The 11875-nt window shown below is 68.0% G+C and carries 12 protein-coding genes and 1 pseudogene; 7 read left to right on the top strand and 6 right to left on the bottom strand.

What is annotated here, in order from left to right; translation table 11 throughout:
• The coding region (locus tag DCO49_RS17260; protein ID WP_133249445.1) for an energy transducer TonB at window positions 1–256 on the top strand (256 nt) is incomplete at its 5' end.
• Between the two features lie 77 nt (window positions 257–333).
• Here the strand turns inward: DCO49_RS17260 and DCO49_RS17255 are convergent.
• Window positions 334–588 carry a hypothetical protein gene (locus DCO49_RS17255; protein ID WP_116865044.1) on the bottom strand — a complete coding sequence of 85 codons (255 nt, stop codon included), beginning with the start codon at window positions 586–588 and terminating at the stop codon, window positions 334–336.
• Window positions 589–664: 76 nt separating this feature from the next.
• On the opposite strand from DCO49_RS17255, the gene DCO49_RS17250 reads away from it, so the two are divergent.
• Entirely contained in the window at window positions 665–1453 is a 789-nt protein-coding gene (locus DCO49_RS17250) for a helix-turn-helix transcriptional regulator (protein ID WP_116865043.1), read from the top strand.
• 104 nt (window positions 1454–1557) lie between these two features.
• Here the strand turns inward: DCO49_RS17250 and DCO49_RS17245 are convergent, their stop codons facing one another.
• The 4 genes from DCO49_RS17245 to DCO49_RS17230 form a co-directional block, all read right to left on the bottom strand.
• Window positions 1558–2742, bottom strand: coding sequence for an ABC transporter permease (locus DCO49_RS17245; protein WP_116865042.1), 1185 nt, complete (start codon window positions 2740–2742; stop codon window positions 1558–1560).
• Window positions 2739–3485: an ATP-binding cassette domain-containing protein gene (locus DCO49_RS17240; protein WP_108766759.1), complete on the bottom strand. Its 747-nt coding sequence runs from the start codon at window positions 3483–3485 to the stop codon at window positions 2739–2741. The genes DCO49_RS17245 and DCO49_RS17240 overlap by 4 nt, the downstream gene beginning before the upstream one ends.
• A complete protein-coding gene (locus DCO49_RS17235) occupies window positions 3482–5020 on the bottom strand; it encodes an alpha/beta hydrolase (RefSeq protein WP_116865041.1) in 1539 nt (512 codons plus the stop codon). Before DCO49_RS17235 ends, DCO49_RS17240 begins: the two co-directional genes overlap by 4 nt.
• 117 nt (window positions 5021–5137) lie before the next feature.
• On the bottom strand, window positions 5138–6298 hold the full coding sequence (locus DCO49_RS17230) for a GGDEF domain-containing protein (RefSeq protein ID WP_243402766.1): 1161 nt from the start codon (window positions 6296–6298) through the stop codon (window positions 5138–5140).
• Window positions 6299–6522: 224 nt separating this feature from the next.
• Here DCO49_RS17230 and DCO49_RS17225 point away from each other — a divergent pair.
• Window positions 6523–7016: pseudogene (locus DCO49_RS17225) on the top strand (lytic polysaccharide monooxygenase auxiliary activity family 9 protein); the annotation flags it as partial.
• 52 nt (window positions 7017–7068) lie between these two features.
• Here the strand turns inward: DCO49_RS17225 and DCO49_RS17220 are convergent.
• The gene (locus DCO49_RS17220) at window positions 7069–7818 is read right to left on the bottom strand and encodes a ferredoxin--NADP reductase (RefSeq protein ID WP_116865040.1); all 750 of its coding nucleotides are present in this window, start codon (window positions 7816–7818) and stop codon (window positions 7069–7071) included.
• An 84-nt stretch (window positions 7819–7902) separates the two neighbouring features.
• Here DCO49_RS17220 and DCO49_RS17215 point away from each other — a divergent pair, with 84 nt between their 5' ends.
• The 4 genes from DCO49_RS17215 to DCO49_RS17200 all read left to right on the top strand — a co-directional run bounded on the left by DCO49_RS17215 (window position 7903) and on the right by DCO49_RS17200 (window position 11813).
• Complete coding sequence (locus DCO49_RS17215; RefSeq protein ID WP_165835748.1) at window positions 7903–8871, top strand: ABC transporter ATP-binding protein; 969 nt, start codon at window positions 7903–7905, stop codon at window positions 8869–8871.
• Window positions 8868–9677 (top strand): ABC transporter permease, encoded by an 810-nt coding sequence (locus DCO49_RS17210; protein WP_116865038.1) that lies wholly within the window; start codon window positions 8868–8870, stop codon window positions 9675–9677. The genes DCO49_RS17215 and DCO49_RS17210 overlap by 4 nt, the downstream gene beginning before the upstream one ends.
• 283 nt (window positions 9678–9960) lie before the next feature.
• On the top strand, window positions 9961–10899 hold the full coding sequence (gene panE, locus DCO49_RS17205) for a 2-dehydropantoate 2-reductase (protein ID WP_116865037.1): 939 nt from the start codon (window positions 9961–9963) through the stop codon (window positions 10897–10899).
• The gene (locus DCO49_RS17200) at window positions 10899–11813 is read left to right on the top strand and encodes an NAD-dependent epimerase/dehydratase family protein (RefSeq protein WP_116865036.1); all 915 of its coding nucleotides are present in this window, start codon (window positions 10899–10901) and stop codon (window positions 11811–11813) included. The genes panE and DCO49_RS17200 overlap by 1 nt, the downstream gene beginning before the upstream one ends.
• Window positions 11814–11875: the final 62 nt, after the last annotated feature.

Below are 11875 nucleotides of genomic sequence, written 5' to 3'. Positions count from 1 at the left end.
ACCGACCCTGCGCCCGGTCAGCACCCCGGCCCCGCGCTACCCGGCCGAGGCCCTGCGCTCGGGCACCTCGGGCGAAGTGCTGATGGAAATCACCGTCGGTACCGACGGCTCGGTGACCAACGCCCGCGTGCTGCGTGCGACGCCGTCGCGCGTCTTCGACCGCGAAGCGCTGAACGCCGTGAAGCGCTGGCGCTTCGAACCAGTGAGCGCCCCGGTCACCACCCGCCGCACCCTGGTGTTCGCGCCGGGCGGCTGACCAGAGCCACGGTAGCGCCGGGCCATGCCTGGCGAGACGCCCTCACAAGGCCCGGAGCGATCCGGGCCTTGTTTGTTTCAGTGCTCGCCGTCGATCAGCTGCTGCAGCGCCGGATCACGCGCCGTCAGCACCTGGAAGAGGCCGAGCGCGTGCAATGCCGGCAACACGCTGCGCAGATCGGTCTCGGCGGCAGCACGGGTGGCATCGCTGCCTGTCGGATCCTGCCAGTCGCGGACGCTGGCGAGGAAGGCGCCGACGCTGCCCTTGCGCACGGTCAGCCCGTTCACCTGCACGTCGTTCTGCTGGTCGGGAAGGATGTCCTGCGGTTTCATGGGAAGTGCTCTCCGGGATGGACGCCCAGTGTCAGGCTTGCGGGATGACTGTTCTGCCGTATAACTGCCAATTGATATGGCAGACCAGCCAACCCCGACACCCTTGATCGAACCCGCACTGGCTGACGCTGGCAGCGGGCCGTGCCTGCTGGGCGCGCAGCTGGCAACGACGGGACCACGCCGCACCGCGCGGCACCGGCACGCACGCGGACAGTTGCTGGGTGCACACAACGGTCTGCTGCGCATTGAAGTGGATAACCATCACTGGCTGTTGCCTGCCGGGTACGTCGCCTGGGTGCCGCCTGATCTGCCGCACGCTCTGGCCAGCATCGGTGCCTTCGATGGTTGGAGCCTGTACTTCAGTACTGCGGCCTGCATCGCATTGCCAGCTGCGCCGCGTGTATTCCAGCCCAGCGTGCTGCTGCAGGCGGCTGTACCGCGCGCCCTGCAGTGGCCGCATGGCGCTCTGGAGGATGCGCAGCTGAGACTGGCGGGCGTGATTGCCGACGAGATTGGCAGCAGCACTCCCCTGCCGCTTGCGCTGCCGCAACCGCGCGACCGTCGCTTGCGGTGCATTGCCGCCGCACTGGCGCGCGCACCGCATGACAACCGCAGCGTTGAAGACTGGGCGCTTGCCAGTGCGCTGTCCGGCCGCAGCCTGGCCCGCCATTGGCTGGCCGAAACAGGCATGACGCTGGGCCAGTGGCGGCAGCGCCTTCGGGTGCTTCTGGCGCTGCCGCGTCTGCTGGCAGGGGAAACAGTCATCGAAGTCGCGTTGTCGATGGGCTATGACACACCCAGTGCGTTCATTGCCGTGTTCAAGCGCGAGATGGGGGTGACGCCGGCGCGGTATGGCGTGCGGTGAAGCCCGTCATGGCGGATCGAAAAACAACGAGGCCCGGTATGACCGGGCCTCGCTGCACATCCGCCGGGCGTGACCCGGCGCTAGCGTTTGCCCATCCCCTTTTTTCAGCCGGAAATGGCCAGGCGCTCCTGGTGGTAGCGGCGCACGGCGGCGAACCACAGGATGGCGGCTAGGCCGAGGCTGGCGCCCAGGTAGACCGCCCAGATGGTCGGGGTGATCACTTCGTGGCGGATCACCTTCAGCAGCATCTGGTTCTGCGACAGGAACGGCACGGCGTACTGCCACAGCTGGCTCTTCACCGGGTAGGCCATCAGCGCATAGCCCGGCAGCATCGGCAGCAGCACCAGCCAGGTCATGTGGCTCTGGGCTTCCTTCATGCTCTTGGCCGCAGCCGACAGGTAGGTCAGCAGTGAGGTGCCGATCAGCAGCATCGGCAGCATCACCAGCAGCATCTGCACCATCGAGAGGATGTTCATGTTGAGCTGCCGGCCGACGTTGCCCGAGGCGAACTGGGCGCTGACCTTGAACGCGACCAGTGTCAGCAGCAGCGACACGAACCCGACCACGCAGGCGGCGCCGATCTTGCCGCTGACGATCGCGCTGCGCGAGCCCGGCGTGGCCAGCAACGGCTCCAGCGATTGCCGCTCACGTTCGCCGGCGGTGGTGTCCATCACCAGGTACGCGCCACCGATGAACGAGGTCAGGGTCAGCAGCACCGGCAGCAGCATCGACAGCATCATGCCGCGCTTGGCTTCGGTACTGGCCATGTCCTGGGTGGCCATGTCGAGCGGTCGTGCGACCTGCGCATCGACGCCACGAGCCATCAGGCGCAGCGCCCCCACCTGCCCGTTGTAGGTGGACAGCGCCGCCTGCAGGCGCGCCGTGGGCACCTCGGCGGCACGCCGCGTGCTGTCGCGGATCACTTCCACCAGCGCCGGCTTGCCGTCGGCCCAGTCCTTGCCGAAATCGGCGCTGATGCGCAGCGCCACGTCGATGTCCTGGGCGCGGATCGCCTCGGCCAGGTCATCCGGTGCCGCAGTCGCGTTCAGGCCCTGCGCGGCAAGGAAGCGGACCAGGTTCGGGGCGTGCTCGGCACCGATCGTGGGGATGTCCAGCGGCTGTTCGATCTGCGTGCGGAAGCGGCTTTCCGACAGCTTGCCCATGCCCAGGATCAGCAACGGGTACAGCAGCGGGCCGAACAGCAGGGTCAGCGCCAGGGTGCGGCGGTCACGCGAGAGGTCGCGCAGTTCCTTGCGCATCACCGTCATCAGGGTCGACATCATGCTCATGCGTGCAGGCCCTCTTCGCTGCCGATCAGTTTCACGAACGCATCTTCCAGGTTGGTTTCGCCGGCCTGCGCGCGCAGTTCATCGGCACTGCCTGCGGCCATCACGGTGCCCTTGGCGATGATGACGATGTGGTCACACAGCGCACCCACCTCCTGCATGATGTGGCTGGACAGGATCACGCAGCGGCCTTCCTCGCGCAGGCCCAGCAGGAACCGGCGCAGCGCGCGGGTGGTCATCACGTCGAGGCCGTTGGTGGGTTCGTCGAGGATGACGTTGCGCGGGTCGTGCACCAGCGCGCGGGCGATGGCGGTCTTGGTGCGCTGGCCCTGCGAGAAGCCATCGGTCTGGCGGTCGAGGATGTCGGCCATGTCCAGCGCGTGCGACAGCACTTCGATGCGTTCGCGGATGCGCTGCGCCGACAGGCCGTGCAGTTCGCCGAAGTAGGTGATGTTCTCGCGCGCGGTCAGGCGCTTGTAGACACCGCGCGCATCGGGCAGCACGCCCAGGTGGCGGCGCACCTCGATCGGATCGCGGGCGGCATCGATGCCATCGACGGTGATGCTGCCCTGGTCGGGCGTCATCAGCGTGTACAGCATGCGCATGGTGGTGGTCTTGCCGGCGCCGTTGGGGCCGAGCAGTCCGGTGATCTGGCCATCGGCGGCGCGGAAGCCGACGTTGGCCACCGCCTGGACGCGACCGGTGCGGGTGTCGAAGGCCTTGTGCAGGTTGTCGGCGACGATCATGGGGTCCATCCGTTGAACGAGGTGAACGCCGGCACGTGGCTCAGCGTGTCCAGGCAGCTGGCGTCGAGCGCCTTGGCATCGTTGGCATCGATGAACTGGCCCAGCAGGCGCGGCATGCAGCCGGCGGTGAGGGTGCCGTGGCCCTGGCCGCGGGCGACCAGTGCGCGGCCGTTGGGCAGGCCGTTGAGCACCTGTTCGGCGTAGCGCGGCGGGGTGACCGGATCCAGCTCGCCGGACAGCAGCAGCACCGGCAGGTCGCTTTTCAGCGGTGCAGTGAGCGTGGCCGCAGCCGGCTGGTGCGGCCACACCGGACAGGCGGCGAAGAACGCACGCGCCGCCTCCGGGCCGAACAGATGATCGTCGCTGGTGGCCGGTGCCTGGTAGCGCGGTGCATCCTCGCTGCAGATGACCGACCACTGCATGCCACGGTTGATCTGGAAATCCATGGTGCGGGTCGCGCCGCGTGCCAGCGAAGCCAGCGGCGCATAGCGGCCCTGTGCGGCTTCATCCAGCACCAGCGGCAGCAGCGAGGAATACTCGGGCACGTAGGAGAAGGCGAAGGCCAGGCCGACCACACTGTCCGGGGACAGCACATCCTGCCGCGGCGCGTTGGTGCCCGGGTCGCGGTAATCGACGGTGACCGGTGCGCGGCGCAGGGTGTCAACCACGCTGCGCAGCTGGGTGCGGGTATCGACCGGGAAGCGCTTGCTGCACGCGGCATCCTTGCGGCACTGCGCGGACTGCAGGGTGATGGCGTTGTCGAAGGTGTTGGCGAACTCGCCGCCGACGACCAGATCGTTGGGCACAACGCCGTCGATGACCAGGCTGCGGGTGTGCTGCGGGTAGGCGATCGCGTAACGCTGGGCCACGCGGGTGCCGTAGGAGCCGCCAACCAGGTTCAGTTTGTCCGCGCCCAGCGCCTGGCGCACCGCATCCAGATCGGCGATGGCCTCGGCGGTGGTGTAGAAGCGCGCATCGGCGCGCCCCTGCAGCGATGCCGCGCACTGCTGTGCGTAGTCGCGCAGCAGCGCCTCACTCGGCGCCGCGTCCTCGTCCATCTGCAGCGCCTTGCCGTCCGCGCCCAGGCAGCTGAGCGGATTGGAGCCGCCGGTGCCACGCTGGTCGATCAGGAACACGTCACGCTGCTTGCGCACCTGGCGCAGGGCCGTATCGACGATGACTGCCACTTCGCTGGCCGCCTGGCCGGGGCCGCCGGCGAGGAAGAACACGGGATCCGGCTGGCCGTTGCCGCTGTCATCCGATTCCAGCCAGGCGATGCGCAGGTCGATCTTGCGGCCCTCGGGATGGGCGCGGTCTTCGGGCACCTGCAGCTTGCCACACTGGGCTTCGACGTTGGCGCTGGCGCCGACCGTGGTCAGCGTGCACGGACGGAACTCGATCGCCCCGTAGCGCTGGCTTGGCGTGTCATTGCCGTCGGCGGCACCGGGAGCCGTTGCACTACAGCCGGCAAGTATCGCGCCGGCAAACAGCATGCTGGCCGATCGCCTGGCCAGTCGGAAATGGTGTTTTTGCATCGTGCTTGATTCCCCTGGAGGACGTTCCTGTCGACCACGACGCAGCGCCGCGGCAGATGTGACCCACTTTCGAACAAACTTACACGGCCCCGGCGCTGGCGGCGATGGGCAATCGCGCTAGGCCGTTTCGGCAGCCGCCACCAGCCGGTCGCGGCCTTCGGCCTTGGCCCGGTACAGCGCGGCATCGGCGCGGGCGATCAGCCCAGCCAGGTCGCTATGACCATCATCCATGGCCAGGCCGATGCTGGCGGTCACCGCCACCGGGCCGGTACCCAGCGGCGCCGGCCGTTGCTGCAGTGCATGACGGATGACCGTGGCCAGTCGCTCCGCTTCGCCGGCACTGCCGGGCAGCAGCAACAGGAACTCCTCGCCGCCATAGCGACTGAGCAGGTGCACGTGGCCGCGTGCGCAGTGCTCCAGCACGCCGGTGAAATGCTGCAGCACCTGGTCGCCTGAAAGATGCCCCCAGCGGTCATTGATCGCCTTGAAGTGGTCCACGTCCAGCAGCAGCACCGCCAGCGGGCGCTGCAGGCGGCGCACCTGCTGCAGCTGGTCGGCCCCGTCGGCCAGCACCGCGCTGCGGTTGAGCAGGCCGGTGAGGCCATCGGTACGGGCGGCGCGGCGCAGGTCCACCAGCAGGCGTTCGAGCAGCAGCAGGACCAGCGCAAAGCAGCGCGCCAGTTCCAGCATTATCCCGGCCAGGTAGGTGAGGAACATCGGCGAGCCCACACGCATGATGTCCCCGCCCGCATCGGCATCTGGCGGCAGGAACAGGCGCACGACGTAGACCACCGCTTCGGCGAGGAACACCGCCGCTGCCAGCCAGCAGCTGATGCGCTGTGCCGGCGGCGCATGGCGCAGCAGCAGAACAGCGATCCAGCTGTTGATGATGATCGCGAACACGCTGAACACGTGCAGGCGCACCTCCAGGCTGGGCCATGCCACCAGGAACAGGAAGATGCCGGCCATGAAGGCAGCGACCAGGCCCAGCGAGCGCCACAGCGGCATCGGCTGGCCGAGGTGCAGGGCCATGCCGCGCAGCATCAGTACGCTCGAGGCCGCCATGGCCGCATTGCCGCCGAGGATGGCCGGCACCTGCGGCAGCCAGGGGCGCAGCCCCATCAGGATCACGCCCAGGGTCAGCAGCCACAGGCTGGCCGTCCACAAACGCAGCACCGGCTGCCCGCGCAGCGCCACCAGCAGCAGCGAAAAGCCCGTTGCGATGCCGATGCACAGCAGCAGGCCAAGTACACCGATGGTGGGAAGGTCCAGGGACATGCGGTCCATGCGTGCCGGGCAATGCCTGCATCCTAGCGCGTTCTGGCGAAACCGCTGTTGCGGGCGCGAATTCAAGCGGCCGGATGCGCGCGTGGTCTGCGGCACGCATCGCATGAAAACGGTTAACGCGTTTGCACTCGTGCACTTTTAGGAATCGTTGCATGGTGGTGGCTGCAACAGGTGTGGAGACTGCCCCCTCTTCCACACGTCCAGGGACGCACCCCATGCAGACACGCCTCCTGCTCGCCGTCGCCGCGACGCTGTCCGCAGGGATCTTCCTGCCCGGCAGCGCGCAGGCGCACGGCACGCTGTCCAAGCCGATGAGCCGTATCTACGCCTGTTACCAGGGCAATCAGGAGATTCCGACCAACCCCGCCTGCGCCGCCGCCAAGGCCTTGGGGGGGCGCAGCCGTTCTACGACTGGGCCGGCATCAACCAGGCCAACGCCAATGGCAACCATCAGGCGGTCGTGCCCGATGGCCAGCTGTGCAGCGGCGGCAACAGCAAGTACCGCGGCCTGGACCTGGACCGCAGCGACTGGACGGCATCATTGATCCGCGCCGATGCCAGCGGTCGCTACACCTTCGAGTTCCTGGCCCCGGCGCCGCATGCCACCCGCGAGTGGAAGTTCTATGTCACCCGCGATGGCTGGAAGGCCGGCGACGGGCTGCGCTGGTCGGACCTCGAAGCGTTCTGCACCCTGGGCAACGTGCCGCTTCGGGAACGTGAGGTGCCGGCCAGCGGCCGGCACTATCGCGCCCGTGGCCGGCCTACTTGCTGCTGACGTACTTCTCGCGGCGGATCTGCGGGTTGCCGAGCCCGGCTTCCTTCAGCGCCTCGGCGCAGGCATCGACCATGTCCGGGTTGCCGCACAGGTAGGCGATGTCGGTGGCCGGGTCCGGCGTGAAGCCTGCCAGGGCCTGCTGCACGTAGCCGTGGCGCACGTCCGGGTGCGGGTCGGCCGGCAGTTCGCGCGACAGGCACGGCACATAACGGAAGTTCGGGTGCTTTTCGGCGAAGCTGTAGAAATCTTCGCTGTACAGCAGTTCGCCCGGGCTGCGCGCGCCCTGCAGCAGGACCACCTGCACGCCGCGCTCGGCCATGGCCGTTTCCAGCAGCGGCAGCATCGACCGGTACGGGGTAACGCCGGTGCCGGTGGCGATCAGCAGGTAGCGGGCATTGTGGTCGCCGGGGTTCAGGCAGAAGCGGCCGTACGGGCCGGACGCACTGACCTGGCCGCCGAGGTCCAGCGCCTCGAACAGGGCCGTGGCGGCACCACCGGGCACGAAGCTGACGGCGATATCCACCGCCTCGCCCGGGCCCAGCGCGTGGTCATGGAGGGTCGCCAGCGAGTAGCTGCGCTTGGTTTCGGTGCCATCGGCGTAGCTGAAATGGACCTGGATGAACTGGCCGGGCTGGAAATCCAGCGGCTGGCCGTCATCACGCACGAACTGGTAGTGGCCGACGGTGGGCGCCAGCATGCGGCGGCCGACCAGCTTGATGGGGAATTGGACAGGCACGACTTTTCGGGACAGTGTGTAGCCGGGGCAAGCCCTCGGGGTCTTCTATAATAGCCCCTCCCCGCCCCTCTCCAGCGCCAGCCCATGGGCGCGAAGGCTTCGAGCTTGGCTTCCCTGAACGATACGGCGCCCGCCCTGCGCGTGCGCGACCTGCGCAAGACCTATGACAACGGCACCCAGGCCCTGAAAGGGGTTTCCCTGGAGGTCGCCCCGGGCGATTTCTTCGCCCTGCTCGGCCCCAACGGCGCTGGCAAGTCCACCCTGATCGGCATCATCAGCTCCCTGGTCAACCTCAGCGAGGGCCAGGTGGAAGTGTTCGGCAGCGACCTGGTGCGCAACCGCAGCGCCACCATGCGCCTGATCGGCCTGGTGCCGCAGGAAATCAACTTCAACCTGTTCGAGAAGCCCTTCGACATCCTGGTCAACTACGCCGGTTTCTATGGCGTGGCCCGCGAGGAAGCGGAGAAGCGCGCCGAAGAGGAACTGAAGCGCGCGCACCTGTGGGAAAAGGCGCAGGTGATGAGCCGCACCCTGTCCGGTGGCATGAAGCGCCGCCTGATGATCGCCCGCGCGATGATGACCCGCCCGCGCCTGCTGATCCTCGACGAGCCGACCGCCGGCGTGGACATCGAGATCCGCCGCGACATGTGGCGGGTGCTGAAGGAGATCAATGCCGCCGGCACCACGATCATCCTCACCACCCACTACCTGGAAGAGGCCGAGTACCTGTGCCGCAACCTGGCCATCATCAACCACGGCCAGATCGTCACCCAGGGCCCGATGCGTACCCTGCTGGCCAAACTCGATGTGGAAGGCTTCCTGCTGGACATCGATGGTGACCTGCCCGCGCAGCTGCCGATGATCGAGGGCGCGACCCTCACCGCGCCGGATGCGCACACGCTGGACATCGACATGCCGCGCGCCATGGACCTCAACCGCGTGTTCGCCACGTTGAACGCGTCCGGCATCCGCGTGCGTTCGATGCGTACCAAGAGCAACCGCCTGGAGGAACTGTTCGTGCGCCTCACCGGCAACCAGGAGACCTCCGCATGAGCGGCACCCCGAATACGCCCGCTGCGCCGATCACCGACGCCCAGCGCAACCGCATTGCCCTGATGACCATCGTGCGCCGCGAAGTGGCGCGCATCCTGCGCATCTGGGGCCAGACCCTGGTGCCGCCGGCGATCACCATGACCCTGTACTTCCTCATCTTCGGCGGCCTGATCGGTTCGCGCGTGGGTGACATGGGCGGTTACAGCTACATGCAGTTCATCGTGCCGGGCCTGGTGATGATGAGCGTGATCCAGAACAGCTACGGAAACATCAGCTCCTCGTTCTTCGGCGCCAAGTTCGGCCGCCACGTGGAAGAACTGCTGGTGAGCCCGATGCCGAACTGGGTGATCCTGTGGGGCTACGTGGCCGGTGCGGTGCTGCGCGGCCTGATGGTGGGCGTCATCGTGCTCATCATCGCCATGTTCTTCACCCCGGTGCGCATCCCGCACCCGCTGGTGACGCTGACCACGGTGATCCTGGGCGCGACGATCTTCTCGCTGGCCGGCTTCATCAACGCGGTGTACGCCAAGAAGTTCGATGACGTGGCGATCGTGCCGACCTTCATCCTGACCCCGCTGACCTACCTGGGCGGCGTGTTCTATTCGGTGAAGCTGCTGCCGGGCTGGGCCGAGGCGGCCACGCACGCCAACCCGATCTTCTACATGGTCAATGCGTTCCGCTACGGCCTGCTGGGCAGCAGCGACGTGCCGGTGTGGGTGGCCTATGCGCTGATGCTCGGCTTCGTGGTGGTGCTGACGGCGCTGGCGCTGTGGCTGCTGCGCCGTGGCGTGGGCATGCGCAGCTGAGGGCTGCCTGCAGGGCCTGCGGCCCTGCACCTGCTCAACATCAACGTCAAATGCTTGCATTCCGTGGGATGGCGGGGTGGCCAGTAGATCCACGCCATGCGTGGATGAGGCGTAAACCTGTAGAGCCGAAGGCAGCGGCAGGAGCCGCTGCCAACGTTGCGTGCGACGGCCCGAAGGGTGCCGGTCAGGACGACCGGCATAGCCTATGCTCGGCTCTTTTTTTGCCTGCAATCTCCGGCACAATCGGGGGTCGAACACTCCCCCGGAAAACGGTGAACGTGCAATGCGCATCCTGATTCTCGGCGCCGGTGGTACCGGCGGTTACTTCGGCGGCCGCCTCGCGCAGGCCGGCGTGGACGTGACCTTCCTGGTCCGCCCGACCCGCGCCAGCCAGCTGGACCGCGATGGCCTGGTCATCCGCAGCCCCGTAGGCGACGCCAGCTTCCCGGTACAGCACGTCACTGCCGATGCCCTGCCCGCGCTTGCCGCGCAGCAGCCCTTCGACCTGGTCATCCTCAGCTGCAAGGCCTACGACCTGGACAGTTCGATCGATGCGATCGCACCGGCGGTGGGCGCCCACACCAGCGTGCTGCCCATTCTCAACGGCCTGCACCACTACGGCGCGCTGGATGCACGCTTCGGCCGTGAGGCCGTGCTCGGCGGCCTGTGCTTCATCAGCGCCACCAAGGCGCCCGACGGCGCGGTGCTGCACCTGGGCAAGCCCGCCAAGCTGACCTTCGGCGAGCGCGACGGTGGTGCGATCTCCGACCGCGTGCGTGCCTTCGCCGCTGCCTGTGCGCATGCCAACCTGGACCACCTGGCCAGCGAGCAGATCGGCCAGGAGCAGTGGATCAAGTACACCTTCCTGACCGCGCTCGCAGCGGCTACCTGCCTGCTGCGCGCGGACATCGGCACGATCGTCGCCACCGATGATGGCGAGGCCATCGTGCGCGGCCTGTACGACGAGTGCCTGGCCGTAGCCGAGGCGGCCGGTGAGCCGGTGCCGCAGGCCGCGCAGGATACCGCGCGCGGCACCCTGAGCCAGGCCGGTTCTGCACTGAAAGCCTCGATGCTGCGCGATCTGGAAGCCGGCCAGCAGGTGGAAGCGGCGCACATCGTCGGTGACATGCTGGTGCGCGCACGCAAGGCCGAGCAGGAAGCGCTGCTGCTGCAGGTCGCCTACAGCAGCCTGCAGGCCTACCAGTCGCAGCGCAGCGCGTGATGGCATCGCCCGCGCCACTGCCGTCGCCGGTGCTGATCCTCGGCCTGGGCTGGAGTGGGCGCGTACTCGCCGCGCAGCTGCAGGCGCGTGGCGTACAGGTGTCGGGCACGGTGCGCGATCCGTCGTCGACAGCCGACGATGGACTGCAGCGGCACCGCCTGCATGCCGATGCCGCGCCGTCAGTGGCGTTGCTGGAGGCCATCGCACAGGCGCAGGCGGTGCTGTGCAGCGTGCCGCCGGATGCACAGGGCGACCCTGCACTGCGCCAGCTGCTGCCTGCGCTGCAGGCCAGTATGGCGCTGCGTTGGGTGGGCTATCTATCCTCGACTTCGGTCTATGCAGATCGTGGCGGTGGCTGGGTGGACGAGAACAGCGAGGCCGATGCCAGCGAAACCGCTGGCGTGCAGCGCCGCCTGGCCGAAACGCAGTGGCGGGCCCTGGCCGACGCGCGTGGTATCGCCTCGGCGGTGTTCCGTCTGCCGGGCCTGTATGGCCCTGGCCGCAATGCGCTGCTGCAGTTGGCCGAGCGCCGCGCGCGCCATGTCGTACGGCCCGGGCTGGTGTTCAACCGGCTGCATGTGGAGGATCTGTCGGCGGTGGTCATCGCGGCGATGCAGCGGCCCACGCGGGATGGCCTGTACTTGCCTGCCGATGACGAACCGGCGCCACCGCAGGATGTGCTGGCCTATGCCGCACGGCTCGGTGGGTTCGCGCTGCCACCGGCAGTGGCCTGGGATGACCCGGCGGTGAGCGCAACGCTGCGGCGCTTCTACGCCAGCAGCAAGCGCGTCGACAGCTGCGGTACGCGCGAAGCGCTGGCGTGGGCGCCGAAGTTTGCGACGTATCGGGAGGGGCTGGAGGAGCTGGCCGCTTCGCTCGCCGGGCATGGCCCGGCGCTACCACGCGACGTCTGATTCACACCGCTTCGCTCGCCGGGCATGGCCCGGCGCTACCGCCCTGCGTCCACTGCTCTTGT

Source organism: Stenotrophomonas sp. SPM, assembly GCF_003105135.1.
Taxonomy (GTDB): domain Bacteria; phylum Pseudomonadota; class Gammaproteobacteria; order Xanthomonadales; family Xanthomonadaceae; genus Stenotrophomonas.
This window is presented reverse-complemented; position numbering and strand designations above follow the sequence as displayed.

Coding starts and splice junctions, on each gene's coding strand:
- DCO49_RS17255 (WP_116865044.1), bottom strand. CDS start 588: ATGAAACCGCAGGACATCCTTCCCGACCAGCAGAACGACGTGCAGGTG.
- DCO49_RS17250 (WP_116865043.1), top strand. CDS start 665: ATGGCAGACCAGCCAACCCCGACACCCTTGATCGAACCCGCACTGGCT.
- DCO49_RS17245 (WP_116865042.1), bottom strand. CDS start 2,742: ATGAGCATGATGTCGACCCTGATGACGGTGATGCGCAAGGAACTGCGC.
- DCO49_RS17240 (WP_108766759.1), bottom strand. CDS start 3,485: ATGATCGTCGCCGACAACCTGCACAAGGCCTTCGACACCCGCACCGGT.
- DCO49_RS17235 (WP_116865041.1), bottom strand. CDS start 5,020: ATGCAAAAACACCATTTCCGACTGGCCAGGCGATCGGCCAGCATGCTG.
- DCO49_RS17230 (WP_243402766.1), bottom strand. CDS start 6,298: ATGTCCCTGGACCTTCCCACCATCGGTGTACTTGGCCTGCTGCTGTGC.
- DCO49_RS17215 (WP_165835748.1), top strand. CDS start 7,903: ATGGGCGCGAAGGCTTCGAGCTTGGCTTCCCTGAACGATACGGCGCCC.
- DCO49_RS17210 (WP_116865038.1), top strand. CDS start 8,868: ATGAGCGGCACCCCGAATACGCCCGCTGCGCCGATCACCGACGCCCAG.
- panE (WP_116865037.1), top strand. CDS start 9,961: ATGCGCATCCTGATTCTCGGCGCCGGTGGTACCGGCGGTTACTTCGGC.
- DCO49_RS17200 (WP_116865036.1), top strand. CDS start 10,899: ATGGCATCGCCCGCGCCACTGCCGTCGCCGGTGCTGATCCTCGGCCTG.